The organism is Ectopseudomonas composti, from assembly GCF_900115475.1.
Classification (GTDB): domain Bacteria; phylum Pseudomonadota; class Gammaproteobacteria; order Pseudomonadales; family Pseudomonadaceae; genus Aquipseudomonas; species Aquipseudomonas composti.
This window is the reverse complement of record NZ_FOWP01000001.1, coordinates 574,732-599,508: the sequence shown is the minus strand read 5'-3', so window position 1 is coordinate 599,508 and position 24,777 is coordinate 574,732. Positions and strand designations below refer to the sequence as shown.

At 63.5% G+C, this 24,777-nt stretch carries 21 protein-coding genes; 1 reads left to right on the top strand and 20 read right to left on the bottom strand.

The genetic code is table 11. The features are described 5' to 3' along the window. Positions 1–149: 149 nt before the first annotated feature. The 10 genes from BM059_RS02610 to BM059_RS02565 form a co-directional block, all read right to left on the bottom strand. Positions 150–575 carry an acyl-CoA thioesterase gene (locus BM059_RS02610; protein WP_074936516.1) on the bottom strand — a complete coding sequence of 142 codons (426 nt, stop codon included), beginning with the start codon at positions 573–575 and terminating at the stop codon, positions 150–152. A gap of 83 nt (positions 576–658) precedes the next feature. Next, positions 659–2,200, bottom strand: a complete 1,542-nt coding sequence (locus BM059_RS02605; protein ID WP_074936514.1) for an HAL/PAL/TAL family ammonia-lyase — start codon at positions 2,198–2,200, stop codon at positions 659–661. After that, positions 2,181–3,128 (bottom strand): LpxL/LpxP family acyltransferase, encoded by a 948-nt coding sequence (locus BM059_RS02600; protein WP_074936512.1) that lies wholly within the window; start codon positions 3,126–3,128, stop codon positions 2,181–2,183. Before BM059_RS02600 ends, BM059_RS02605 begins: the two co-directional genes overlap by 20 nt. Then, positions 3,125–3,871: a glycosyltransferase family 2 protein gene (locus BM059_RS02595; RefSeq protein ID WP_037000482.1), complete on the bottom strand. Its 747-nt coding sequence runs from the start codon at positions 3,869–3,871 to the stop codon at positions 3,125–3,127. The genes BM059_RS02600 and BM059_RS02595 overlap by 4 nt, the downstream gene beginning before the upstream one ends. Then, a complete protein-coding gene (locus tag BM059_RS02590) occupies positions 3,864–5,666 on the bottom strand; it encodes an acyl-CoA synthetase family protein (RefSeq protein ID WP_074936510.1) in 1,803 nt (600 codons plus the stop codon). The genes BM059_RS02595 and BM059_RS02590 overlap by 8 nt, the downstream gene beginning before the upstream one ends. After that, positions 5,663–6,208 carry a COG4648 family protein gene (locus tag BM059_RS02585; RefSeq protein ID WP_074936508.1) on the bottom strand — a complete coding sequence of 182 codons (546 nt, stop codon included), beginning with the start codon at positions 6,206–6,208 and terminating at the stop codon, positions 5,663–5,665. The genes BM059_RS02590 and BM059_RS02585 overlap by 4 nt, the downstream gene beginning before the upstream one ends. 4 nt (positions 6,209–6,212) lie before the next feature. After that, positions 6,213–6,479, bottom strand: a complete 267-nt coding sequence (locus BM059_RS02580) for an acyl carrier protein (protein WP_074936506.1) — start codon at positions 6,477–6,479, stop codon at positions 6,213–6,215. 11 nt (positions 6,480–6,490) lie between these two features. Further along, positions 6,491–6,751 carry a phosphopantetheine-binding protein gene (locus BM059_RS02575; RefSeq protein ID WP_017678587.1) on the bottom strand — a complete coding sequence of 87 codons (261 nt, stop codon included), beginning with the start codon at positions 6,749–6,751 and terminating at the stop codon, positions 6,491–6,493. Then, on the bottom strand, positions 6,732–7,541 hold the full coding sequence (locus BM059_RS02570; protein WP_208606085.1) for a lysophospholipid acyltransferase family protein: 810 nt from the start codon (positions 7,539–7,541) through the stop codon (positions 6,732–6,734). The genes BM059_RS02575 and BM059_RS02570 overlap by 20 nt, the downstream gene beginning before the upstream one ends. Next, complete coding sequence (locus tag BM059_RS02565; RefSeq protein ID WP_074936504.1) at positions 7,514–8,230, bottom strand: beta-ketoacyl synthase chain length factor; 717 nt, start codon at positions 8,228–8,230, stop codon at positions 7,514–7,516. The genes BM059_RS02570 and BM059_RS02565 overlap by 28 nt, the downstream gene beginning before the upstream one ends. A gap of 248 nt (positions 8,231–8,478) precedes the next feature. Between BM059_RS02565 and BM059_RS02560 the strand changes: the two genes are divergently transcribed. Beyond that, positions 8,479–9,249 (top strand): ParA family protein, encoded by a 771-nt coding sequence (locus BM059_RS02560; protein WP_074936502.1) that lies wholly within the window; start codon positions 8,479–8,481, stop codon positions 9,247–9,249. A gap of 85 nt (positions 9,250–9,334) precedes the next feature. Here the strand turns inward: BM059_RS02560 and BM059_RS02555 are convergent, their stop codons facing one another. The 10 genes from BM059_RS02555 to BM059_RS02510 all read right to left on the bottom strand — a co-directional run bounded on the left by BM059_RS02555 (position 9,335) and on the right by BM059_RS02510 (position 24,774). Then, positions 9,335–10,132, bottom strand: coding sequence for a universal stress protein (locus BM059_RS02555; RefSeq protein WP_037000491.1), 798 nt, complete (start codon positions 10,130–10,132; stop codon positions 9,335–9,337). A gap of 122 nt (positions 10,133–10,254) precedes the next feature. Further along, on the bottom strand, positions 10,255–10,698 hold the full coding sequence (locus BM059_RS02550) for a PaaI family thioesterase (RefSeq protein ID WP_037000493.1): 444 nt from the start codon (positions 10,696–10,698) through the stop codon (positions 10,255–10,257). 172 nt (positions 10,699–10,870) lie between these two features. Further along, positions 10,871–11,305, bottom strand: coding sequence for a thioredoxin TrxC (gene trxC / locus BM059_RS02545; RefSeq protein ID WP_037000494.1), 435 nt, complete (start codon positions 11,303–11,305; stop codon positions 10,871–10,873). Positions 11,306–11,364: 59 nt separating this feature from the next. Then, positions 11,365–12,642: a bifunctional O-acetylhomoserine aminocarboxypropyltransferase/cysteine synthase gene (locus tag BM059_RS02540; protein ID WP_037000498.1), complete on the bottom strand. Its 1,278-nt coding sequence runs from the start codon at positions 12,640–12,642 to the stop codon at positions 11,365–11,367. 121 nt (positions 12,643–12,763) lie between these two features. After that, entirely contained in the window at positions 12,764–14,554 is a 1,791-nt protein-coding gene (locus BM059_RS02535; RefSeq protein ID WP_037000507.1) for an SLC13 family permease, read from the bottom strand. A 271-nt stretch (positions 14,555–14,825) separates the two neighbouring features. Further along, positions 14,826–16,289: a protein adenylyltransferase SelO gene (gene selO / locus BM059_RS02530; protein WP_074936500.1), complete on the bottom strand. Its 1,464-nt coding sequence runs from the start codon at positions 16,287–16,289 to the stop codon at positions 14,826–14,828. A gap of 17 nt (positions 16,290–16,306) precedes the next feature. Next, complete coding sequence (mscK, locus tag BM059_RS02525; RefSeq protein WP_083413218.1) at positions 16,307–19,657, bottom strand: mechanosensitive channel MscK; 3,351 nt, start codon at positions 19,655–19,657, stop codon at positions 16,307–16,309. A 127-nt stretch (positions 19,658–19,784) separates the two neighbouring features. Then, the gene (locus tag BM059_RS02520) at positions 19,785–21,530 is read right to left on the bottom strand and encodes a potassium/proton antiporter (RefSeq protein ID WP_074936498.1); all 1,746 of its coding nucleotides are present in this window, start codon (positions 21,528–21,530) and stop codon (positions 19,785–19,787) included. A 162-nt stretch (positions 21,531–21,692) separates the two neighbouring features. After that, positions 21,693–23,498: an acyl-CoA dehydrogenase gene (locus BM059_RS02515; protein ID WP_074936807.1), complete on the bottom strand. Its 1,806-nt coding sequence runs from the start codon at positions 23,496–23,498 to the stop codon at positions 21,693–21,695. 235 nt (positions 23,499–23,733) lie between these two features. Further along, a complete protein-coding gene (locus BM059_RS02510) occupies positions 23,734–24,774 on the bottom strand; it encodes an NAD(P)H-dependent flavin oxidoreductase (RefSeq protein ID WP_074936496.1) in 1,041 nt (346 codons plus the stop codon). Positions 24,775–24,777 lie beyond the last annotated feature (3 nt).

Sequence of the window (24,777 nt, the reverse complement as noted above, 5' to 3'; positions counted from 1 at the left end):
TTCTCTACCCTCTCCCCCAGCCCCTCTCCCGCAAGCGGGAGAGGGGAGTTTGTGCCGTGCTCCGAGTTTTGTCCTTGTTACAAATCTGTCCCCTCTCCCCTCGGGGAGAGGGTTAGGGAGAGGGGGGTGAAAGTCCGGATGTATGCCGTTCACGCGATGGCCCTCTGCACGGCATCGATGAAGACCTGTGGCGAGGCGAACTGCATCTCTCGCGTGGCGATTTCCACGGCCACTTGCACGGTGCTGCCACGGGTCATGCGTTCGCCCGTCTCGGCGTCGCTGATCAGGTAGTTGATCTTCAGGCGGCTTTCCCACTCCACCAGATCGGCGCGCACGATGATGCGCTGGCCGAACTGAGCGCCACGTACGTAGCGCACCTGCAGGTCGATCACCGGCCAGGCATAGCCGGAGTCGCGCATCTGCCGGTAGTTGTGGTCGAGTTTGTCGAGCAGGGCGCAGCGCGCCTGCTCGAAGTACTTGACGTAGTGGCCATGCCAGACGATTTCCATCATGTCGACGTCGTAGAACTGCACCTGCAGTTCGATCTGCGCCTGCAATACGCCTGATTTACGCATGGATCGCTCCTGAACCGATGGTGCGCACGGCGCGCCCTACCGGGTAGCGGGTCGTAGGGTGCGCCATGCGCACCAGGGCAAACTCAGGCATACAGCCTCCAGTGCTGGGTGCGGATGCGTTCCAGGCACATGCGCAGCTCGCCTTCCAGGGCACGGTCTTCGATTACTGGCGGGAAGTCGCTGGCCAGTTGCTCGCGCATGGCGGCCAGCGGCGCGGGAATGTCCTGCTTGCCAGCGCGCTCGCGCAGCCACACGCCCTGGTTGGCCGCCAGCAGGGTGGCGGCGGCGACCTGCTCGGTCAGCTCCAGGCTGCGCAGGGCATCGCGTGCGGCGATGGTGCCCATGCTCACCTTGTCCTGGTTATGGCATTCGGTGGAGCGTGAGAACACGCTGGCCGGCATGGTGTTCTTCAGCGCTTCAGCGGTCCAGGCACTGGTGCCGATCTGCACGGCCTTGAAGCCGTGGTTGATCATCGCCGTTTCGACCGGCGCGCCGGACAGGTTGCTCGGCAGACCGTGGTTGTAGCGGGTGTCGACCAGCAGGGCGAGCTGGCGGTCGAGCAGGTCGGCGACGTTGCCGACCAGGTTCTTCAGACTGTCCATGGCGAAGGCGATATGCCCGCCGTAGAAGTGGCCACCGTGCAGGGTGCGCTCGGTTTCGGCGTCGAACAGCGGGTTGTCGTTGGCGCTGTTGAGTTCGATCTCGATGAACTGACGCAGCAGACCCAGGCTGTCGGCCAGTACACCGAGTACGTGCGGCGCGCAGCGGATCGAGTAGCGATCCTGCAGGCGATGCAGCGGCGGCAGCGGCGCTTCGACGGCCAGATCCTGGCGAATCCAGGCGGCGACCTGGGTCTGTCCCGGGTGCGGTTTGGCGGCGAACAGGCGTTCGTCGAAGTGCTCCGGGTTGCCTTCCAGGGCGATCACATTCAGCGCGGTGATGCGCGTCGCCAGTTTCAGCAGGTAATCGGCGCGGGAGTAGGCCAGGCAGGCCAGGGCGGTCATCACCGCGGTGCCGTTCATCAGCGCCAGGGCTTCTTTCGGGCGCAGGGTCAGTGGCGTCCAGCCCAGTTCGCGGTGCACCTCGGCAGCGCTGCGACGCTCGCCTTTGTACAGCACGTCGCGTTCACCGCTGAGCGTGGCCGCGACGTACGACAGCGGGGTGAGGTCGCCGCTGGCACCGACCGAGCCTTCTTCCGGGATCAAGGGCAGCACGTCGTGATCGATGAACGCCTGGATGCGCTCCAACAGTTCCACGCGCACCCCGGACACACCATGGCACAGCGACTGCAAGCGGGCAGCGAGTACCGCGCGGGTGCTGGGGGCGTCGAGCAGTTTGCCCAGGCCGCAGCCATGGAAGGTGAACAGATGCTGGGGCAGCGCCTCGACCTGATGCAGTGGCACGGCGACCACGCAGGAGTCGCCGTAGCCGGTGGTGACGCCGTATATCACGCCTTCCTTGTCCAGCAGGGTGTCGAGAAAGCGTGCGCCCTTGGCGATCTTTTCCCGGTAGGCGGCATCGTTCTGCAACTGAGCGCGGGCCTGGCGCTGCGACAGGGCTACGATGTTCTCGATGGTCAGGGCGCGTTCGCCGAAGATCACCGGCTCAGGCTGGTATGTCGTCATCTCGCTTCCAGAAAGGGTAGAAGTTGAACCATTGTTGCGGTGCGTCCAGGCAGTGTTCGCCCAGGCGCTGCGCGTAACGTTGTGCCCAGCCGTGAACCATTTGGTCGCGCTCGCTGCGCTTCCAGCTCACGGCATCGGCGAAGTGTTCCAGGCGCACCTGGTAGCGCCCATCGATCTTCAGGCAGTGCATCAGCCCGACCGGGCATTGCAGCAGGCCAGCCAGCAGCCAGGGGCCTTGCGGAAAGGCCGCCGGCAGACCGAGAAAGTCGACCACCACACTGCGCCCTCCATGCAAGGGCACGCGGTCACCGGCGATGGCCAGCCACTCGCCGCGCTCCAGGCGCTCGGCCAGTTGCAACATGATCGCCGGGTCGAGTTCGCTGACCTGAATCAGACGCAGGTGACTGGCGCCGGACTCACCCAGCAGGCGGTTGAAGCGCTCGGCATGCTTGGTGTGCACCAGCACGTTCATGCACACCTGCTCGCCGAGCTCGGCCAGGGCGCGGCAGACTTCCAGATTACCCAGGTGCGCGCCGACCAGCAGGCGTCCGCGACCACCTTTATGCAGCTGCCCACGGATGTCGTCGGGATCGTCCAGTTGCAACTGCTGCAGTGGCAGGCGGCCGTTCCATACATCGAGCTTGTCCAGCAGGCTGTCGGCAAACGCCAGGAACTGACGCAGTACCGAGCTGCGGCTTGGGCGCAAGTCGGGACGTGCGCTCCAGGCTGCCAGGTTGTCTTGATACTGATGGATGCTGGTGCGTGCGCTGCGGCCGAACAGGTAGAAGTACAGCACGATCAGATACAGCAGCGGCACCAGGGGGCGACGGCCGAGCAGGCGCGCAGCGGCGACAGTGAAACGCATCAGCAGGAAGCTGCCGCGCTCCTTCTGCCGTGCCCAGTGCTCGTTGTGTTCGGCAGCGCTCATGCGGCCAGCCTGCGCCAGAGAATGCGCGGCGCGCGTAGCAACATGCCGCAGAACAGTCGCGCATGCATGCCGGAGATCAGCAGGTTGTCGTGCCACAGACGAAAGTGCGAAAGGCCATCGGCCGGATAGTGCACGCGGGTCGGCAGCCAGTGCATCGGCTGTTCGCGCCAGGCCATACGCACCAGAATCTCGGTATCGAAATCCATGCGCCGGCCGAGTTTCACCGTATCGAGCAACGCCAGGGTGGCCGGCAGTGGATAAACGCGAAAGCCACACATGGAGTCGCGAATCTGTAGCGACAGGCAGTTGATCCAGACCCAGACGTGAGTCAGGTAGCGCGCGTACAGGCGCGATTTGGGCACGCTCGCATCGTATTGCGGATAGCCGCAGACCATCGCCTGCGGGTGCGCGCGCGCGGTGGCGATGAAGCGATCCAGGGTGCTCAGGTCGTGCTGGCCGTCGGCATCGACCTGCAGGGCATGGCTATAGCCGAGGCGCGCCGCTTCACGCAGGCCGGCCATCACCGCACCACCTTTGCCCAGGTTGGCGGGCAGGCGCAGCAGATGAACGTCCGCTTGTTGCGCCAGTTCGTCCATGACCGCGGCGCAGGTCGCGTGCGAGCCGTCGTCCACCAGCAGGCAAGGCAACCCAGCGTTGCGCAGTTCCCCGACCACAGCGGGCAATGGCCGCTCGTGGTTGTACACCGGAATCACCGCGCAGGGATTGAAGCCAGACTCAGCCATGGGCCTGCTCCAGCAGAACGCGCCCGGAAGAACAGGCGGCCTCGCCATTGCGGTAGGCGAAGTAGAGCTTGCCGCGTTCGGCATCGAAGCGCAGTGACAACTGCAGGGTGTCGCCGGGGCGCACCAGTTGCTGGAACTTGAGCACTTCCATGCCGGCGAAGCGCGGCGGCAGGTCGATGATCAACTGGCGCGCCAGTTGCTGCGCCCAATCGACCTGCACCACGCCCGGCAGCACCGGGGTCTGCGGGAAGTGGCCGGTGAAATGGGCGAGATCCAGCGGCACTTGCAATTGCAGCAGCCATTCGCCGTCGCGTTCTTCGGCACTGACCGGCTCTACGCGCGTCGGCCTGGGCTCTGCCAGCAGGGCTTCGACTTGGCTCTGCGCCAGCTTGCCCTGGCTGCTGTAGGGCAACTCCAGCAGCAGACGCCAGCGACGCGGCAGGGCGATGGTCTCGCAATGTTCGGCCAGGTGCCGGCGCAGGGTTTCGGTCACGCAGCGGCGGCCCTGATTGCGCAGGGCATGCACGCCGTTCGGGCTCAGCGCCAGCAAGGCGCCGAGGAAGGCGCGGCCTTCCTGAATGACGCCAAGGCGGGCATCGGCCACCCAGCCATGGCTGATCAGCGCCTGCTCGAGCATGGGCAGGGAGATGCGTTTTTCTTCCAGCTTGACGATGCGGTCGAGGCGGCCACGCAGGACGAAACGTCCGTCGTCATTGATCTCGGCGGCATCCGCGCTCTGTTCGATATGCCCGGCTGGCAGGTACGGCGAGGCGATGCGCAGGGCGCCGGCTTCATCGAGGCTCAGCTCGACGCCTTGGAATGGCTGCCAGGGCGTGTCGCCCTGACGCCAGCCGATGCCGCCGGTTTCCGAGCTGCCATAGATTTCCGTCGGCCATTGACCCAGGCGTTCGTGCAGGGACTCGGCCGCTTCGCTGGGCAGTGCGCCGCCGGAGGAAAATACCTGCTTCACGCGGCTCAGCGCTGGCCAGTCGAGGTTGTCGCCCATGCGTTTGAGTAAGGCCGGGCTGGCTATCCAGGCAAAACCAGGGGCGGCGCAAGCTACTGCGCTCGATGCTGCTGCGTTGAGAAGCGGCTCGGCCTGCTCATTTACCGCCTGTAAACTCCGCGGCCTCGCCTCTTCTCGCCTTGCATCCTCTTCGCTCGCTACGCTTGCACTACCCCTGGTGATAGCCAGGCTTACTTGCTGCAGATCTTCAGGGAAGGGCAGGGCACGGCGGTACACCGCGCGGCCGGCGCAGAGCGGCCACAGCAGGCGGAACAACAGGCCATAGATATGCTGGCAGGCGACGCTGCCGAGGATGGTCGCCTGACCGAGGTTCGCTCCCCACAAACGTTCCAGTGCTTCGACCTCATTGGCCAGTTGCGCCAGGCTCTTGTCGATCAGCTTGGGCTCACCGCTGGAACCCGACGTGCACAGGGTCAGGCGGCACTGCTCGGGCAGCAGGCGAGCCCCAGGCAGCGGCTCTGTGTCCAGCTCGGTCAGGTCGTCCAGCCACAAGTCGACCTGGGTTGCCAGACGTTGGCGGGTCTGCACCTGGGCGTCAGCCGGCAGCAGCACCTGCACCCCGGCGCGCCAGGCGCCGAGCAGGGCGATGGCCAGCTCAGCGGCATCTTCCAGATACAGCGCCACGCGCTGTACGTTGCGTGCCTGCAGGGCGGCGGCCAGGCGCAGGGCGCGCTCACGCAGCGCTGCATGATGCAATGCCGGTTCCAGGGCAACCTGCCGTTCGGGCTGAGCCTCCAGCAACAGATCAGTGAGGGGCAACCAAATCATTCGTGTTTCCTTACCCGCTGGCGGATCAACCATTCGCCAGCGAACAACAGGCCAATCAGGCCGTAAGAGATAAATCCGGTGTAAAGCGTCCACCAGGAGAGCGGCGCCCACATCGCCAACGCCATCAGCAAGCACGTGTTGCCGAGGAAAAACAGCGTCCACACCAGGGTGACCTTGCGCGTGTAGCGCACGGCGACTTCCGGCAGCTGTGGCTCGCGCATGCGCGCCATGCGCTCCACCAGCGGTGGGCCGAATTTCAGGCTGAGGCCGAACAGCGCCAGCAGCATCAGGTTGAGCAGTACCGGGTACCAGCGCAGCAGGGCCGGCTCGTCCGCGACTGCGAGCAGCAAGCAGAACGCCAGCGCCGCCATGGCCAGCCACAGACCACCGGGGCGGCGACGTGTCGTCAACGCACGAGCCAGCCAGAGACCGCCCAGCAGGGCGGCGAACACGCGTGGTGACCAATGCTCCATGCCGTAGTAGACGGCGAAGGGGTAGAGTACGCCGGCTATCAGCAGCAGCAGGCCAAACAGGCGCGCCATCGGGTCAGTCTTGAGTCTGAGGCGCGTCGTTGATCAGGCGATAGACGGCCTCGACCACATCGCCGACGCTGCGCACGCTCTTGAACTCTTCGGCGGCAAGCTTGCGGCCGGTCTGGCGCTTGATGTGGTCGATCAGGTCGACGGCATCGATGCTGTCGATCTCCAGGTCTTCATACAGGCTGGCGTCCAGAGTCACACGCTCGGCATCCAGTTCGAACAACTCCACCAGGGCGCTACGCAGGGTGACGAAGATTTCTTCACGGCTTTGCATCGGTGAAATCCTCAAGCAGCTTTCTGAGCAGAAACGAATGCAGCCAGGCTCGCGACGTTGGCGAAGTGCTTGCGAGTGTCCTTGGCTTCGGCGTCGATCTTGATGCCGAAACGCTTCTGGATCGCCAGACCCAGTTCGAGCGCGTCTACCGAGTCCAGGCCGAGCCCTTCGCCAAACAGGGTCTGCTCCGCGCCAATGTCGTCGGCGCTCATATCCTCCAGGCCGAGGGCATCGATAATCAGGTTCTTGATTTCAAGTTGCAGATCGCTCATCTGAGGCGAGCTCCTTCATAAAGTGTTGATGCAGGTGGTCGTTGAGCTTGCGCGAGGCAATTGGCAACGGGGCCTGCTCGGTGAATTGCCGCGGATCGATATCCTCCCCGACCCGCAGGCGAAAGTGAAAACGACGCGACGGAATGCTGTACCAGGGCTCGGCCTTGGTCAGTGTCGTTGGCGTGACGCTGATGACCACTGGGGTCACCACGCTGGCACCACGCACGGCGATGGCTGCAGCGCCGCGGTGAAATTCCGGGTTGGTACCGGGTACGGTACGGGTACCTTCGGGAAAAATGATCAAGGTTTCGCCGCTTTGCAGGGCACCAGCCGCTTCGTCGAGCATATCCATGCTGCCACTGTTGCTGATGTACCGGGCCGCGCGAATTGGCCCGCGCATGCAGGGATTTTCCCACAGGCTCTGCTTGACCACGCAGTTGGCGTCGCGGATTAAGGCGATCAGCACCACCACATCGATCAGCGAGGGGTGATTGGCGATCACCATCTGCCCGGGACGGCCCAGGCGCTCTGCGCCCTCGACCTCATAGGTGAGTACACCGGTGCGGAACATGAACTCGACGAATAGGCGAAAGGTCCGGCTGACCACGGCGCGTGCTCGGGTACGCCGACGCAGGACGTCGCCGGGCAGCAGGCTGAGCAGCGGGAATACCAGCACGCGCAGCAGCACACCGCCGACACCGAACAGGGCGAAGCTCAGAGCGGTGGCGACAAGCCTCCATGCATAAGGCGGGCTGTAAGGGCTCAGGCCTCGTTGCGTGACCAGGTCCATTGGCGGTCTTTCCAGTAGTGAATCAGTGTTCGTTGCCCACCATGCAAGGCGCGCAACAGGTTCAGGGGGTGTGGCCAGGCGGCTGGTAAGCCGGATGTGGCGGGTGCGAGGCTCAAGGTCCAGGTTTTGCCCGGTTTCAGCAGCAAAGCCAGCGCGTAGGAGAAGGGTACGTCATCTATATAGGGCGTGTAGAGGTCAGGCGGTAATTCTTCTGCAATAACCAGTAACACTGCAGGAGCGCCCTCGGCAAGCAGGCCACTGGCTTCGAGCATGGCCTGTTCCAGGCCGTCTCCAGCCGCGGCCATGGCAGTCATCTCGCTGGTGTCTTCGCGCAGGATCGACCACAGACCGATGATGGCGTTATGCACGGACAGGCTGAACTGGGTAGGCGACAGCGGCTCGCCCTTCGCCAGTTCACTGAGGATCGCCAGCGTACGCGGGGTTTCGCCATGACGCGAGGCGAATACCAGTGGCAGGGGGCCTTGCCCCTCAGCCAGCGGCCAGGCGACATGGAACAGCATCCGCGCCAGGCGACTGAGGCGACGCCGTTGCATGGCGGGTAGAAAACTTACGTCCGGCTGCTGTTGGTCATCGGGCACGACCAACGGGGCGTTGCACCAGGCTCGCCAATCATCCTCTGACTCCAGGCCAGGGGCCCAGGCGCGCAATCCTTCGATCTGGAAATTCATAGCACGAGGCTTTCGCCACTCCGGGCATACTGGTCGGCACGACGATACGCCTGAAAGCGTCGGTATCAGTCAGTGCCATGGCATAGTGCCGGTACTTGTTCGGTCGGGCATTATCTAGATGCGCGCAGGACTGTGCAAACATTGCGCAGCTTCTTCTGATGGGCGGATGATGGCGTTGTGGCCTACGTCTCGTGCCTGTCATGGCCTTTGCATAGAATTCGGAACATTCCAGATCAGGGAGAGCAGCGATGCGACGTGTGGTATTCAACCAGAAAGGCGGCGTGGGCAAATCCAGCATCGCGTGCAATCTTGCCGCTGTGAGCGCAGCTCAAGGCTACCGCACGCTGCTGATCGACCTGGACGCCCAGGCCAATTCGACCCATTACCTCACCGGCCTGACCGGCGAGGAGATTCCCATGGGTATTGCCGATTTCTTCAAGCAGACGCTGGCCTCTGGCCCGTTCGCCAAGAAGGGCAAGGTGGATATCTACGAAACGCCATTCGACAACCTGCACGTGGTCACCGCCACGGCCGAGCTGGCCGAGCTGCAGCCGAAGCTCGAGCAGAAACACAAGATCAACAAGCTGCGCAAGCTGCTCGACGAGCTGGCCGAAGATTACGACCACATTTATCTGGATACGCCACCTGCGCTGAATTTCTATACGGTTTCAGCCTTGATCGCCGCGGATCGTGTGTTGATCCCCTTCGACTGCGATAGCTTCTCGCGCAACGCGCTGTACGGCCTGCTGGCCGAGATCGAGGAGTTGAAGGAAGACCATAACGAGGGGCTGGAGGTGGAGGGTATTGTGGTCAACCAGTTCCAGCCGCGTGCGACCTTGCCGCAGCAGTTGCTGGACGAGCTGATCGCCGAAGGATTGCCGGTATTGCCGGTGAACCTGATGAGTTCGGTGAAGATGCGCGAGTCGCACCAGGTGTGCACGCCGCTGATCTATCTGGATGCACGGCACAAGCTGACCCAGCAGTTCGTCGAGCTGCACGATCTGCTGAACCAGGGCTGAGCACTGTTAGCGCGGTGCCGCGATCTCGTAGGGTGCGCTGTGCGCACCAGAATTACCAGGTGCGCACAGCGCACCCTACTTCCCCTCAGCGCACCACGAACACGTCGCATGGCGCCTTGTGCAGGAAGTGCTGCGCCAGGCTGCCCAGCAGTGCCTGGGAGAAGGCGCTGCGGCCATGGCTGCCAAGTACCAATAGTTCGCCACGGCGTGTCTTGATTTGCTCCTGCAGGCTGCGCAGGATGCCGCCTTGCAGCACTTCATGGCTCAGCTTCGGGCCATTGGCTGGAAGTTTCTGCGCTTCGTCATGCAGTAGCTGATCGATCAGACCTTGCTGGGTCTGCAGCTGCAGTTCGACCTGTTGCGGCGTGCCCTTGTCCGGTTCGAATACATGCAGGGCGTGCAGCTCTGCACCGTCAGGCAGCATCTGATAGGCCTGACCGAGTGCACTGCAGGCGCACAGGGAAAAGTCGATGGCGGCCAATGCCCGCTGATACGGCTGGAAGTCGTTGCGGGCGACCAGCAGCAGCGGCACGGTACAGCGCCGTGCGATGCGGTCGAGGCTGGTGCCGGAGAAAAAGTCATGGCGCTGATGGTGGCCGCCCAGTACCAGCAGGTCGCAACCGCTGTCCTGCACCTGTTGCAGGACGACTTCCGAGGGCTTGCCGCTGAGCATGCGCAGTTCCGTGCCAGGCGGGGCATATTGGGTCAGGCTGCGATCCAGCGTCTGGCGCGCTTTCTCGTGCTGCTGGCTGCTCTGGCTGGGGTCGAGTACGTGGAGAATGGTCAGGCGGGCGTTATGTTGCTGGGCCAACTGGGCGGCACGGCACAGCGCCATGTCAGCGGTGTCGCGCAGGTCATGGGCGATGAGAATGTGCTTGAACATGGTGACGGCTCTCCTGCCGATACCCCTCGGCAATTTTATTGTGCCTGTTCTGATAGCCGCTCTTTTGACCTGTGGCAAGGTCAGGGACTGTTACTGATTGCAAATGCAGGCAGCGGCGCCATTCAGCGTAAACGCAATTGGTAGTGGCCGCGACTTTCTGCGACCACTTCTCCATCGCCGTCGGTCAGTTGCAGTTCCAGCAGATACTCGGCCTTGCCCAGCTGGCTCGCTTGCTCTTCCAGGCGGGCGATCTCCTTGGCCGGGATACGCGCTTCGACCTGGATGTCGCCCGTGGCAGGACGACGAAAGCGCAGGTTCATTTCCTTGATGATGGGATAGAAGCGCTGGGCGTCGAAGCTGGTCAGAAACAGCGCACCGCCGGGGATTTCCGCGAGGGTGAAGAGGGCGCCGGCGTACATGCTGCCGATATGGTTCTGGTTGCCTTGCAACGGCATGCGCAGGCGTACGAAGCCAGGCTCCAGCACTTCGGCCTTGAGGCCGCTGCGGTTGACGAAGGCGATCTGTTCTTCGGTGAGTTGGCGGGCGATTTCCACGGGCAACGGCATGCTGGAATTCCTTGATCGGGTGTTGCGCCAGACTAAGAGTTGCGCGTTGCCGTGCAATTGACCGTAGTGACCGCCGACGCTGACGGAAACGCTCAAGCGGCGTAGCCCGGATCCAATCCGGGATGGCTGGAACCCCGGTTTCCCCGGATTGCATCCAGGCTACAGCAGCACTCTAGATGCCTTGCTGGCGCAACCAGGCCTGCAATTGTGGCAGTGGCATGGCGCCGCTCTGGCGCGCGACTTCGACACCGCCCTTGAACAGGATCAGGCTGGGGATCGAGCGGATGCCCAGTTGCCCCGCCAGATTTGGGTTGGCCTCGCTGTCCAGCTTGCCCAGGCGACAGCGGCCCTGCAGTTGCGCCGCGGCCTGTTGGAAGGTCGGTGCGAAGGCCTGGCAGGGACCACACCAACTGGCCCAGACATCCACCAGCAACGGTAGATCGCCCTTGAGCTGGCTGGCGAAGTTGGCTTGTGTGAGGGTGATAGGGGCGCCGGGCAGCACATCGCTCTTGCAGCGGCCACAGCGTGGCGCGTCGCCCAGGCGTTCGGCGGGAATGCGGTTGAGCCCGTTGCAGTGCGGGCAGGGGATTAGCAGGGCATCACTCATGATTCGGCTCCAGCGGCAATGTCACCTATCTGGAGCCGAAAGCGCGGCTTTTCAAGCGATCAGCTGCGCGATGCCTCGAGAGCCTGGCTCAGGTCGGCGAGGATGTCGTCGATGTGCTCGATGCCGATGGATAGGCGCACCATGTCGCGCGGCACGCCGGCCTTCTGCAATTCCTCGTCGCTGAGTTGGCGATGGGTGGTGGACGCCGGGTGGCAGGCCAGCGACTTGGCATCGCCAATGTTGACCAGGCGCACCACCAGTTGCAGCGCATCGATGAAGCGTGCGCCGGCCGCCTGACCGCCGACAATGCCGAAGGACAGGATCGCTGCCGGCTTGCCGCCGAAGTAGCGCTGAGCCAGTTGGTGCTCGGGGTGATCGACCAGACCGGCGTATTTGACCCAGGCCACTTGCGGGTGGCTTTGCAGGTACTGCGCGACTTTCAAGGCGTTCTCGGTGTGGCGCTCCATGCGCAGGGCCAAGGTTTCCAGGCCTTGCAGGATGAGGAAAGCATTGAACGGCGACAGCGCCGCGCCGGTGTTGCGCAGCGGCACCACGCGGCAGCGGCCGATGAAGGCGGCAGGGCCGAAGGCTTCGGTATAGGTCACGCCATGGTAGGACGGGTCCGGCGTGTTGAGCAGCGGGAAGCGCGCCTTGTTGTCAGCCCAGGGAAATTGGCCGGAGTCGACCACGATGCCGCCGATGCTGGTGCCGTGGCCGCCGATGTACTTGGTCAGCGAGTGCACGACGATGTCTGCGCCGTGTTCGAACGGGCGGCAGAGAATCGGCGTCGCTACGGTGTTGTCGACGATCAGCGGTACGCCATGGCGGTGCGCGGCGTCGGCCAGGGCCTGGAGGTCGACGATGTTGCCGGCGGGGTTGCCGATGGATTCGCAGAACACTGCCTTGGTGCGCTCGTCGATCAGCGCCTCCAGGGCGGCGATGTCATCGTGGGCGGCGAAGCGGGTCTGGATGCCGAAGCGCGGCAGGGTATGGGCCAGCAGGTTGTAGGTGCCGCCGTAGAGTTTGGCCACCGAGACGATATTGTCGCCGGCCTCGGCTACGGTCTGGATCGCGTAGGTGATGGCCGCCATGCCAGAGGCCACCGCCAGTGCGCCAACACCACCTTCCAGCGCTGCCACGCGCTCTTCGAGCACGGCATTGGTCGGGTTCATGATGCGGGAATAGATATTGCCGGCGACTTTCAGATCGAACAGATCGGCACCGTGCTGGGTGTCGTCGAAGGCGAAGGAACTGGTCTGATAGATGGGGACTGCCACGGCCTTGGTGGTCGGGTCGGGGCTGTAGCCGGCGTGGATGGCCAGGGTTTCCAGTTTCATGCGCGCGTTCCTTCAGGGCAGATTGAAAGGATCGCAGCATGGAGAAAGCAGCGAGGCCCGGTCAATGCGCTGGAGCAATGAAACGGGCCTTGGGTTAGAACATTGTATTCGCCGCTTATGCCTATACCGGCGTCAGCGGGAAGAACCAGGGGATGACCACGGTAGCGACGCCCCACAACAGCAGGTTCAACGGAATCCCGATTTTCATGAAGTCGGTGAAGCGATAGCCGCCGGCGTTGTAGACGAAGGTGTTGGTCTGGTAGCCGATGGGGGTGGCGAAGCTGGCACTGGCGGCGAACATCACCGCGACCACGAAGGCGCGCGGATCGACACCCAGGTGCTGCGCCATGCCGATGGCGATGGGTGTTACCAGCACGGCCACTGCGTTGTTCGACAGCATTTCGGTCAGGATGGACGTGAACAGATAGATGAAACTCAGCATCAGCAACGGTCCGGCCCAGGGCAGCCAACCCATGACGTTTTCCACCAGCAGCTTGACCAAGCCGACCTTGTCCATGGCGATGCTGATGGCCAGCATGCCGAAGATCAGGCTGAGGATCTTCCAGTCGACGGCCTTGTAGGCGTCTTCCACGTCCAGGCAGCGGGTCGCCAGCACGGTGACCGCGCCGATGATCGCCAGGCCTTCGATGGGCATCACGCCGAAGGCGGCCAGCAGCATGACGGCGAGGGTAGCGATGATCGCGATGGGCGCCTTGTCGCGGCGGAAGGCGCGCTCCTGCACGGCGTTGAGGCTGATCAGCTCGCCGTTGTCGGCGAAGCGCTTGATCTGGGCTGGCGTGCCTTCGACCAGCATCACGTCACCAAACTGCAGTTCGAAATCATCCAGGTTGCCCTGCACGTTTTCGTCCTGGCGATGCACGGCGAGCACGGCGATGCCATAGCGCGCGGTGAGGTCGAGGTCGCGCATCGGTCGGTGGCTGTAGCGCGAGTTACGCCCGACGATGGCCTCGGCGAGGATCACGTCGTGGCTGCTGATGGTTTCGAAGGCATCACCACGGTTGAAACTCAGGTGGCCGCTTTCGCGCAGTTCCACCACGTCCTTGACCTGGCCGTGCAGCACCAGACGGTCGCCGCTGGCCAGCAGGGTGTCGGCGCCTGGCTCGGTCAGCTCCTGCTCTTCGCGAAACAGCTTGAGCACCTGCAGGCCGCTACCGCCGTTGAGGTGGGCCTCGTGCAGGGTCTTGCCGATCATTGGTGAGTCATGCGGCACCAGCAGTTCGGTCATGAAGGTGCGTGACAGGTCAGGGCGCAGCTGGCGTGACAGCGTCTCGCGTTCCGGCAGCAGGCGATGACCGATGGTCAGCAGGTAGAACATGCCACAGGCGGCCATGACCAAGCCGACACCGGTGATCTCGAAGATGCCGAACGGCGCCATGCCGGCCTTGCGCGCCACACCATCGACCAGGATGTTGGTCGAGGTACCGATCATGGTCAGGGTGCCGCCGAGGATGGTGGCGTAGGACAGCGGAATCAGCAGCTTGGACGGCAGCGTGCCGGCGCGACGGGCCAGGGCGATCGCCACGGGAGTGAGAATGGCGACTACCGGCGTGTTGTTCAGGCAGGCGGATACCACCAGTGCGGTGACGGTCAGGCCGGTGAGCACGCGAATCGGGCTGGTACCGACCAGGTTGCCCAGCCAGTTACCGAGGGCGTCGATGCAGCCGGTACGCTCCAGTGCGGCGGAGAGCACGAACATGCAGGCGATGGTGACGGGAGCGGAGTTGGACAGCACGCTGAGCACTTCGCCGGGGGTAAGCAGTTGGCTGACCAGCAAGGCGGCCACGGCGATGGCCGCGACGATGTCCGGGCTCCACTTCTCGCGGACGAAGGCATAGAGCACCCAGATCAGCAGGGCACCGACGAACAGCAGGGGCAGGGAATCCCAGAACATGAACATCCTTAAGATCCTGCAAATGACTCGCTGTGCTGGCGCGAGGCGCTGGCGGGCGAAATCGGGGCAGGATCTTTGCGTCGAATCTCGTGTGAGGTATCGGGCGCGCACTGGGCGGCCTGGCTGGGCGCCAAGATAGAGGGCTTCTTATAGATAGTCTAAGAATGTTTGGGCAGATTGATATGCCTTTTCGATTTAACGAAAAAGCACCGTACTGCCCAGGTGGTAGCCGCCAAAACCCTTCGCTCAGAGGGTTTCAGGGCGTGCTCGTTCAGGACGAACAGCTGATTTCCAGGTGCTTGCCCCACTCTGGTGGGCGTTCGGCGTAGCGCTCCCTGCCAGGTTGTTCTTCGAACGGTCGTGACAGCACTGCGTGTAGTTCGCGCACCGGGCCATAGTCACCCTGCTCGGCGGCTTCGATGGCCTGTTGAGCGAGGTAGTTACGCAGGATGTACATGGGGTTGACCGCGTGCATGCGCACCTGGCGTTCGTTTTGCTCACCGCCCTCCAGCGCGCAGCGCGCCAGGTAGTCGATGCCCCAGGCGTCGAAACCGGCCAGGTCGACGAAGTCGTCGCGGACGATCTTCAGCGCCTCGGCGGGCGCCTGCTCGCCAAGGCGGCGGAAGAACAGGGTGTAGTCGCTGGCCTTGCCCTGCTGCATCAGTTGCAGCAGGCGCTGGATCAGCGCCTCGTCATCGTCTTGCGCAGTGGTAAAACCCAGCCGTTTGCGCATCAGGTCGAGGTAGTGCGCCTGGTACAACGGCAGGAACAGCTCCAGCGCTTCACGCAGTTGCTCGACGGAGGCGAAAGGCGTCAGCGCCTGGGCCAACGCAGCCAGGTTCCAATGGGCGATGGGCACCTGGTTGCTGAAGCTGTAGCGGCCGGTATCGTCGGAGTGGTTGCAGATGTGGTTGGCGTCGAAATCGTCGAGGAAGGCATAAGGTCCGTAGTCGAAGGTGATGCCGAGGATCGACATGTTGTCGGTGTTCATCACCCCGTGGCAGAAACCATAGGCCTGCCAGTGGGCGATCATCGCAGCAGTGCGCTCGATCACCTCGCGCAACAGCGCCAGCCAAGGCTCGTCCTGCTCCAGGCAGGCGGGGAAGTGGCAGGCCATGACGTGCTCGCCCAGCATCTTCAGCTGCTCATGCTGGCGCGTGTAGTAGAAGTATTCGAAGTGGCCGAAGCGCACGTGGCTCTGCGCCAGGCGTAGCACCATGGCCGCGCGTTCCTGTTTTTCACGCCATACCGGGGTGTCCGAGCCGGTGACGCACAGCGCGCGCGAGCTGGGGATGCCGAGGGCGTGCAGGTGCTCGCTGGCGAGAAATTCGCGGATCGACGAGCGCAGCACGGCGCGGCCGTCGCCCATGCGCGAGTAGGGGGTCAGTCCGGCGCCCTTGAGGTGCAGATCCCAATGCTCGCCGGCGGCGTTGACCACCTCGCCCAAGAGCAGCCCGCGGCCGTCGCCCAGGCGCGGCGTGTAGCCGCCGAACTGGTGTCCGGAATAGACCATGGCACGCGGCTCGGCCGCTTCCCACAGCTTGTGTCCGGCGAACAGCTCGGCGAACTCGGTGCGTTGCGCCTCGCTGGCGGCTAGATCAAGTAAGGCCATGGCTGACTCGCTCGCCACCACCAGCCGCGGCTGCTCGATCGGCTCGGGCAGCACCTCGGTGGAAAACGCATCACCGAGGCGAGCGAAGCGGTTGTCGAAGGTCAGCGTGTCGAGACTTTTCACCGGGATTCCTATTGGTCTTAGGGCGCTACGGGCGGTGTGGGCGGTTGCTGCAGGCTGGCGGCGCCGGCCGCGGCGGCTTTGGCCAGGTCCTTCTGGTCGAGCTTCTGCTCACCATGCTCCAGGTTCTTCACGTAGACCTCGACCTGACGGAAGGCGATGTTGATGCCGTTTTTCGGGAACTCGCGGTCGATGAAACGATTGATCTCGTCGGTGGCCGGGTTGCGGTCGCCGAGGTCACGTACGTGGATGCGCAGTTCGTGATCGAGCGTGCTTTCACCAAAATTGAGGAAGTACACCAGTGGCGCCGGCTCCTTGAGCACACGATGGTTTTCCTGCGCCGCTTGCAGCAACAGTTTGCGTACCAGATCGAGGTCCGAACCATAGCCGACACCGACCTTGAGGGTGACGCGGGTGACCGTGTCGCTCAGCGACCAGTTGATCAGTTGGCCGGTGATGAAGGTCTTGTTCGGGACGATGATTTCCTTGTGATCGAAATCGGTGATGGTGGTGGCGCGGATGCGGATCTTGCTCACTGTGCCGGACAGGTTGCCGATGGTCACCACGTCACCGATGCGCACCGGGCGCTCGAACAGGATGATCAGGCCGGAAATGAAGTTGGCGAAGATTTCCTGCAGGCCGAAACCCAGCCCGACCGACAGCGCCGCCACCAGCCACTGCAACTTGTCCCAGCTGACGCCCAGCGTCGACAGCGTGGTGACGATACCAATAGCCACCAGCGCATAGGACAGTAGCGTGGTGGTGGCATAAGCACTGCCCTGCGCCAGGCGCATGCGTGACAGCACCAGCACCTCCAGCAGGCCAGGTAGGTTGCGTGCCAGCGCCACGGTGATGGCGACGATGATCAGCGCACCGATCACGTCCATCAGGCTGATGGGTACCAGCGTTGCGTTATCTCCAGTGCCGCTGCTGTACTCGTAGAGATTGATCGTGTCGAGGTAGGTGAAGACGCCGATCAGGTCGGCCCAGACCCAGTACAGACAGACCAGGAAGCCACCGAGCAGGGCCAGGCGAATCAGGCGCAGGGATTGTTGGTTGACCTGTTCGATATCGAGCGTGGGCTCCTCGATCACTGTTTCGCCCTCTGCACCATCCTTGCTTTGTGCCTGGCGTTTGGCCAGGGCGCGCTGATAGGCCAGGCGCCGCGCTGCCACGCTCAGGCCGCGCACCAGCGTAGCCTCGACGATGAGCAGGATGATCAGCAGGTAGAGGGTGTCGATCAGGCGGTCGGAGAGCTTGAGCGCGGTGTAGTAGTAGCCGAAGGCGACTGCCCCGATCAGCGCCAGTGGCAGCAGGTTGAACAGCACGCCGACACCGGTGCGCAAAGCCGAGGTGTTCTCGCGCAGCGGAGCGCTGAACAGCAGATGGAACAGCATCCAGGCCATCAGGGCGTAGCAACTCAGTACCACGACGATGCCGATGACATCGTTGGCCAGGCTGGCCGGCTGGTGCTCGGCAATGCTCACCACGGCGACCAGTGCCATCACCACCAGCCCCAGGCGGCGCAGATGCTGACGGAAGAAGGCGACGTTGGCCGGTGGCCAGTGGAAGTGCAGGATGGCTACGCCGTCCGGGGAAAGAATCCGATGCAGGGTGTAGAACACCAGCCAGGCTTCGGCCATTTCATAGAGTGCGGCGCCCAGATAGAGGTTCTGCCCGCGCGCGTCATGCAGCAGGGCATAGCCACACAGAGCCAGAAACAGCGTGACCGGCAATGCCAGAATCAGGTTCAGCCCCAACGCCATGGGGGTATGCAGCTGGCTGTCATGCTTGTAATGGCCAATGTCGCCATGCAGCGCGCTGAGCTTGCTGAACAGATACTGGCGCCGCCAGAGGATCAGGGCACAAAGCAGGATCAGCGGCAGGAATACCAGCGGACGCTCGATCAGGCCGGCGCCCAGCTCGCTGATGGCCATGCCCCAGGGCATATCGGCCAACTGCTGCTGGAGATGACGTGGCGCTGATTTCAGCCATTCGAGATCGAGCGGTTTATTGCTGGGAATCCAGAACATCTGCTCATCGATAGTCGCGCGCAGACTGCTGGCGGTGCTTTGCAGCTCCTTCTGATTGAGTTGCAGAGTGATCGATTCGTTGAGCAGCGCATTCAGGGAGCGATTCAGGCGATCGAGCAATTCGCGGCGGGTATCGAGTTGGTCCAGAAGTGCCGTGCGCAGTTCCTTGGTGAGTTGCTGCTCTGGCTGATTGGCCAGCAGGTTGTCCACATAACGACCAGGATCGCTGATCTCGTCGCGCTGTTTGTTCAGCTCGAACTGGTAGAGACGAATATCGGCGATCTCGTCGGCGAGCGAACCGTCTTCGAGCTTCAGTTTTGGCAGCGCCTGCTTTTGCTGGTATAGAATTTTCGACAGCAGCAGGCTGCCCTGCAGCACGCGAATCTGCTCGTCCAGAGCCTGATCGGCTTGTGCCAGGTTGTCCAGTTGCTGGCGGGTCTGCAGGTTCTGTTCGGTCAGGCTGTTCAGGCGATCGGTCGCGCGCAGCAGGTAGTCGGACAGCTTGAGGTTGAGCGTGCTCTCCTTGGCCAGCAGCTTGTCTGAGCTGGCACGTTCAGCCTCCAGGGACTGCTCGGCAACGGTCTGCTCCGATTCGGCGCGGCGGCGGTCGTTGATCAGGCTCTGCAGGGCCTGACGCTCCTGTTCGGCGCGGTTGATGCGCTCCTCCAGCAGGGCGCGCTGGGCGCCACCCAGATCTTGCAGCAGGCTGTTACCTGCCAGCTCCTGGCGGCGCAGCTGCGTCTGCGCTGCGAGCAGCGCCAGTTCCGCATTGAGTTGGTCGCGGCGCTCCGGGGTCAGCGTTTTACCGTCATAGCGACCACTCTTGAGCGCGTCATTGATGACTTGGCTGCGTGCCTGATTCTGGCTGATCTCGGCTTGCGAGCGCTCGGGGCGGGTCTGTGCGGTGATCACCAGGCTGTTGGCCTCGATGATCGCCTTGTTCCACTCAGTGAGTTGGTTGGAACGGTCGGCAAGCAACTGCTCCAACTGAGTCAGGCTGGTGCGTGCGTGACGTTCGGCGACCGGTATTTCCGGGCTGGCCTTGAGCCGGCTCAGCTCGCGCTGGGCCTCGCTGATCAGGCGCGGAGCCTCGTCCAGTTGCTTGCGCAGATCACTGAGGCGCTGATCGGCGGCCTGCCGGTCCTGCAGCATGCGTAGGGTCTGCTCGAGGGTCTGTTTCAGAGCCAGTTGCTCTGCTTCAGGCAGCTTGCGATCAGCCAGACCGTCCAGACTCTGCTGCACGCTCTCGGCCTTTGGGGGTTCGTCGGCGAATGCCTGCGGGAGGCCGAGACACACGGCAAGCAGGATGGCAGCTAGAGAGAAGCGCGACAGAGGCATGGTCGATTGATCTACTGAGTGAGCGATGACGATTGAGTTATCCGTGGCACAACGAAGACGCGGGCCTTGTGGCCCGCGCGTGATGCTGATGCTAGCAGAGTCCTGGCGGGGAGTTTCCACCCGCTCGCTAGAAGTGCAGTCCGGGCCCAGGGCGTGTCCCTTCGGGGAATCTGACGCCAACCTTGCGTACCTTGTTCCCTTCCATGGCTGCCACGGTCCATGTCAGGCCTTGCCATTCCACCTGGTCGCCGACGACCGGTTCGCCGCCGATTTCATGGGCGATGAAGCGGCCCAGCGGTTGATTGCCTTCAACATCCTCCAGCTTGAGGCCGTAGAGTGCGGCAACTGCGCTCAGTTCGGCATCGCCTTCCAGCACAAAATCGCCGAAGAAGCGCAGATCCTGACCGCGCTTGGGCGCCTGGCTGAACAGCTTGCCGAGTGCCGGCAGGTCGTGTTCGTGACCGATTACGCAGAGCAGGTCGCCCGCTTGCAGGCGCGTACTACCTGACGGGTGGAGTAGCTCACGGCCACGGAACAACGCTGCGATGCGTGTGCCTTCTGGCATGTTCAGCTCACGCAGGGCCGCGCCGATGCACCATTTTTCCGCCCCCAGGCGGTAGACGAACAACTCCCACTGGCTGGTCGGATGCACTTCCAGGCCTGCACGTGACACGGGCGCAGGCTCTGGCGGTACCGTCACCCGCATCAGCTTGGCGGCCAGCGGCAGGCTGGTGCCCTGCAGCAGCAGGGAAATGATCACGATGAAGAACGCCACGTTGAAGAACAGCTGCGCATTGGGCAGTCCGGCCATCAGCGGGAACACCGCGAGAATGATGGGCACGGCGCCGCGCAGGCCAACCCAGGCGATGAAGATCCGCTCGCGGTCGTGGAAGGCACGAAACGGCAGCAGGCCGAGGAAGATCGACAGCGGCCGCGCGAAGAGGATCATCCATAGCGCCAGAGCCAGCGCCGGCAGGGCGATGGGCAGCAGCTCATGCGGCGTGATCAACAGGCCGAGAACCAGGAACATGCCGATCTGCGCCAGCCAGGTCAGGCCATCGAGCATATGCAGAATGCCGTGACGCGAGCGAATCGGTCGGTTACCGAGCAACAGACCGCACAGGTAGATGGCCAGGATGCCGCTGCCACCTACCGCGGTGGTGATGGCGAAGATGATCAGGCCGCCACTGACCACCAGCAGCGGATAGAGACCGGCGGCCAGTTCCATGCGGTTGACCAGCTTGAGCAGGAGCCAGCCGCCGCCGAGCCCCAGCAGCGCGCCCAGGCCGAACTGCTGCACCAGTTGCACCGGCAGGTCCCAGCTGAAGCCGGTCTGGCCGCTGGCGAGCATGGCAATCAGGGTCACAGTGAGGAATACGGCCATCGGGTCGTTACTGCCAGACTCGATTTCCAGTGTGGAGCTGACCCGCTCGTTGAGGCCGCGCCCGCCGAGCAGAGAGAACACCGCCGCCGCGTCGGTGGAGCCGACGATGGCGCCGATCAGCAAGCCTTCCAGCAGGGTCAGGTTGAACAACCAGGTGGCAGCCAGGCCGGTCAAGCCGGCAGTGATCACCACGCCCACGGTGGCAAGCGATAGCGACGGCCACAAGGCCACACGGAAACTGGAAACCCGCGTACGCATGCCGCCATCGAGCAGGATCACCGCCAACGCCAGGTTGCCGACCAGATAGGCCAGGGGGTAGTTATTGAAGATGATGCCGCCGGGGCCGTCGGTGCCGGCGAGCATGCCGACGCCGAGGAAGATCACCAGGATGGGGATGCCGAAACGTGTACCGAACGCGCTGACCAGGATACTGGCCGCTACCAGCAATGCACCGATCAAGAACAGATTATTGATGGCGCTGGCATCCAACGGCGCGTACTCCTGGCTGGGTCATCGGGTGCGCCGTTATGCATGGCGCGTGCCAGGGATTCTAACCGTAGCCTTCGTACTGCTGTCAAAAAGGTTATTACATTTTTCTAAGTTGCTTCGAGGCGCCCCGTTGTGGAGTGCCTCGTTGCGTTTGACTTAGGTTCAGAACCAGCCGTCCTGCATGCCCAAACAGGTGTCGTCGCGTGCTTCGAGAATGGTCAGGTCGTGGTGGCAGCTGGGCACTTCCCAGGTCAGGAAGTAGCGCGCGGCTTGTAGCTTGCCGCGATAGAAATCCTGTTCCTCGGCATTGTTGCTGCGGGTCAGGCCTTGCTCGGCGCGAATCGCCTGTTCCAGCCAGCGCCAGCCGATCACCGTGTGGCCGAACACTTTCAGGTACAGCGCCGAGTTGGCCAGGCCCTGGTTGACCTTGCCACTCATCAGATCGCCGAGCAGAGCCAGGGTCACCGCCTGCAGGCGGGCCAGCAGTTGCTCAAGCGGCTGGCGCAGGGTGGTGAGCGACTCGTGCTCGCTGGCGCGTAGGCAGCAATCGTTGATCAGCTTGAGCAGCTGCTTGAGCGCGGCGCCACCGTTCTGCGAGACCTTGCGTCCGAGCAGGTCGAGCGACTGGATGCCGTGGGTGCCTTCGTGGATCGGATTGAGACGGTTGTCGCGGTAGTACTGCTCCACCGGATATTCGCGGGTGTAGCCGTGGCCACCGAGGATCTGGATGGCCAGCTCGTTGGCCTTGAGGCAGAACTCCGATGGCCAGGATTTGACGATGGGCGTGAGCAGATCGAGCAGCTCCAATGCACGGGTGCGCTCCTCTGCAGTCTCCAGTGTCTGCGTGTCGTCGAACAGCCGTGCGGCGTACAGACCGAGATCGAAGGCGCCTTCGACATAGGCCTTCTGCGTCAGCAGCATGCGCCGTACATCGGCGTGCTCGACGATGGAAATCTGCGGGCTGGTCGGGTCCTTGCCATCGGGCTGGCGGCCCTGCGGGCGGTTGCGCGCGTAATCCAGCGAATACAGGTAGCCGGCGTAGCCGAGCATGATCGCTCCCATGCCGACGCCGATGCGTGCCTCGTTCATCATCTGGAACATGTAGGACAGACCCGCATGCGGCTTGCCCACCAGGTAGCCAACGCACTCACCATTGTCGCCGAAGTTGAGCGCAGTGGAGGTGGTGCCGCGCCAGCCCATCTTGTGGAACAGACCGGCCAGGGTCACGTCGTTGCGTGGGCCCAGGCTGCCATCGTCATTGACATGGAACTTGGGCACCAGGAACAGGCTGATGCCCTTCACCCCGGGCGGCGCGTCCGGCAGCTTGGCCAGCACCATGTGCACGATGTTCTCGGAGATCGGCTGGTCGCCGCCGGAAATGAAGATCTTGTTGCCCTTGATCCGGTAGCTGCCGTCGGCGTGCGGTTCGGCCTTGGTGCGGATGTCCGACAGCGACGAGCCGGCATGCGGTTCGGTCAGCGCCATGGTGCCGAAGAAGCGGCCGTCGATGATCGGCTGCAGGTAGCGGGCTTTCTGCTCCTGGCTGCCGAAGGCCTCGATCAGGTTGGCCACGCCCATGGTCAGCATCGAGTAGGAACTGGTGGCGATGTTGGCCGACTGGAAGTGCGCGAAGCAGGCCTGCGACAGCAGGTTGGGCAGTTGCATGCCGCCGTGCTCGAAATCGCGGGTGGCATTGAGGAAGCCGGCCTCGTGGAAAGCGCGCAGCGCCGGTTTGACTTCCGGGATCAGCACCGCGCCGCCATCCACGTACTGTGGCTCGTGTTCGTCATTCTTACGGTTGTGCGGGGCGAACAGTTCTTCGGCGATGCCGCGAGCGGTGCTGATTGCCGCATCGAATGTCTCGCGGTTGTGGTCGGCGAAGCGCGGACGCTGGGTCAGGGCTTCGGCGTCGAGCACTTCATAGAGTTCGAACGCCAGGTTGCGGGAGCTGAGCAGGGTCTCGGACATGGAACGGGCCTCCAGATGATCGACCGAGTCTAGGCAGTCGCTGGCCCAGCTGCCCAGCATCATCAGTGGCGGTGATAAAGCGCTACATCGTCTCGCCTGTGTCCGTCCCGTAGGAGCGGCTTCAGCCGCGATTCAGTCTCGAGAATGGCTCGTTGGCGGGTATGAGTAGGGCGGGTGTAACCCGCCGCTCCGATAATGGCGGGTTGCACCCGCCCTACCAGGGCACACCTGGCTGTCAGGCGAAGCCACGCGCCAGCTCACGGGTCAGTTCGGCGGCGGGCATGGGCCGACAACTCGCGATGTTCTGCCCGGCCCATAGCGGCGAAAAGTCACCGCGGCCTTGCGCCTCTGCCGCTGCGCGCAAGGGTGCGATGGCCGCAGTGGCCAGCGGAAATTCTGGTGCTCGCTCGCTGAGCGGCCCCAGCTCGCGCATCAGGCGGTTGACGATGCCGCGCGCCGGGCGGCCGCTGAACAGGTTGGTCAGCGTCGTATGGCGCGCCGCCGGGCTTTGCAACGCAGCGCGGTGCAGGGCGCTGGTGGTGGCTTCCGGGCACAGCAAATACGCGCTCCCAATCTGCACGCCGGCCGCGCCGAGGGCCATGGCCGCGTCCACACCACGGGCATCGCTGATGCCGCCAGCGGCAATCACGGGTATCGACAGCGCATCCACCAACTGCGGCAGCAGGGCAAAGGTACCAAGCTGGCGGCTCAGATCGTGATCGAGGAAGTGCCCGCGATGCCCGCCAGCCTCCAGGCCCTGAGCGATCACCGCATCGACGCCGCGCTCCTGCAGCCACAGTGCCTCGTCCAGGGTGGTGGCACTGGAGAGAATCTTCGCTCCGCTGCGTCGCACTCGCTCTAGCAGGGTTTGTTCCGGCAAACCGAAATGGAAGCTGACCACGGCCGGGCGAAATTCCTCCACCAGTGCGGCAGCCTCGTCGTTGAACGGCAGGCGCCCAGGCCCGCTGGCGATGTTCGCTGGGTCCACGCCCAGCTCGTCGTAGTACGGCGCCAGCGCTTCGTGCCAGATCGTCTCACGGGCGGTATCTGGTTCAGGCGGCACATGGCTGAAGAAATTCAGGTTGAACGCAGCCTCGGTCAGGCTGCGTATCGCCTGCAGCTCCTGGCGCAAGGTGGCGGGCGTGAGCATGGCGCAGGGAATCGAGCCGAGGCCACCGGCCTGGCTCACGGCAGCCGCCAGGCGGTGATCCTGCGAGCCGGCCATCGGTGCCTGGATCAGGGGGAGTTTGCTGCCGAGCAGGGCGGTGAGAGGCATGGG

What these genes read in the sequence shown, in the direction of transcription:
- BM059_RS02585 (WP_074936508.1), bottom strand. Translation starts at nt 6,208, where the DNA reads ATGGCGCGCCTGTTTGGCCTGCTGCTGCTGATAGCCGGCGTACTCTAC.
- BM059_RS02560 (WP_074936502.1), top strand. Translation starts at nt 8,479, where the DNA reads ATGCGACGTGTGGTATTCAACCAGAAAGGCGGCGTGGGCAAATCCAGC.
- BM059_RS02550 (WP_037000493.1), bottom strand. Translation starts at nt 10,698, where the DNA reads ATGCCGTTGCCCGTGGAAATCGCCCGCCAACTCACCGAAGAACAGATC.
- BM059_RS02590 (WP_074936510.1), bottom strand. Translation starts at nt 5,666, where the DNA reads ATGATTTGGTTGCCCCTCACTGATCTGTTGCTGGAGGCTCAGCCCGAA.
- BM059_RS02580 (WP_074936506.1), bottom strand. Translation starts at nt 6,479, where the DNA reads ATGCAAAGCCGTGAAGAAATCTTCGTCACCCTGCGTAGCGCCCTGGTG.
- BM059_RS02610 (WP_074936516.1), bottom strand. Translation starts at nt 575, where the DNA reads ATGCGTAAATCAGGCGTATTGCAGGCGCAGATCGAACTGCAGGTGCAG.
- trxC (WP_037000494.1), bottom strand. Translation starts at nt 11,305, where the DNA reads ATGAGTGATGCCCTGCTAATCCCCTGCCCGCACTGCAACGGGCTCAAC.
- BM059_RS02595 (WP_037000482.1), bottom strand. Translation starts at nt 3,871, where the DNA reads ATGGCTGAGTCTGGCTTCAATCCCTGCGCGGTGATTCCGGTGTACAAC.
- BM059_RS02600 (WP_074936512.1), bottom strand. Translation starts at nt 3,128, where the DNA reads ATGAGCGCTGCCGAACACAACGAGCACTGGGCACGGCAGAAGGAGCGC.
- BM059_RS02565 (WP_074936504.1), bottom strand. Translation starts at nt 8,230, where the DNA reads ATGAATTTCCAGATCGAAGGATTGCGCGCCTGGGCCCCTGGCCTGGAG.
- BM059_RS02540 (WP_037000498.1), bottom strand. Translation starts at nt 12,642, where the DNA reads ATGAAACTGGAAACCCTGGCCATCCACGCCGGCTACAGCCCCGACCCG.
- BM059_RS02570 (WP_208606085.1), bottom strand. Translation starts at nt 7,541, where the DNA reads ATGGACCTGGTCACGCAACGAGGCCTGAGCCCTTACAGCCCGCCTTAT.
- mscK (WP_083413218.1), bottom strand. Translation starts at nt 19,657, where the DNA reads ATGCCTCTGTCGCGCTTCTCTCTAGCTGCCATCCTGCTTGCCGTGTGT.
- BM059_RS02605 (WP_074936514.1), bottom strand. Translation starts at nt 2,200, where the DNA reads ATGACGACATACCAGCCTGAGCCGGTGATCTTCGGCGAACGCGCCCTG.
- BM059_RS02515 (WP_074936807.1), bottom strand. Translation starts at nt 23,498, where the DNA reads ATGTCCGAGACCCTGCTCAGCTCCCGCAACCTGGCGTTCGAACTCTAT.
- BM059_RS02575 (WP_017678587.1), bottom strand. Translation starts at nt 6,751, where the DNA reads ATGAGCGATCTGCAACTTGAAATCAAGAACCTGATTATCGATGCCCTC.
- BM059_RS02535 (WP_037000507.1), bottom strand. Translation starts at nt 14,554, where the DNA reads ATGTTCTGGGATTCCCTGCCCCTGCTGTTCGTCGGTGCCCTGCTGATC.
- BM059_RS02555 (WP_037000491.1), bottom strand. Translation starts at nt 10,132, where the DNA reads ATGTTCAAGCACATTCTCATCGCCCATGACCTGCGCGACACCGCTGAC.
- BM059_RS02510 (WP_074936496.1), bottom strand. Translation starts at nt 24,774, where the DNA reads ATGCCTCTCACCGCCCTGCTCGGCAGCAAACTCCCCCTGATCCAGGCA.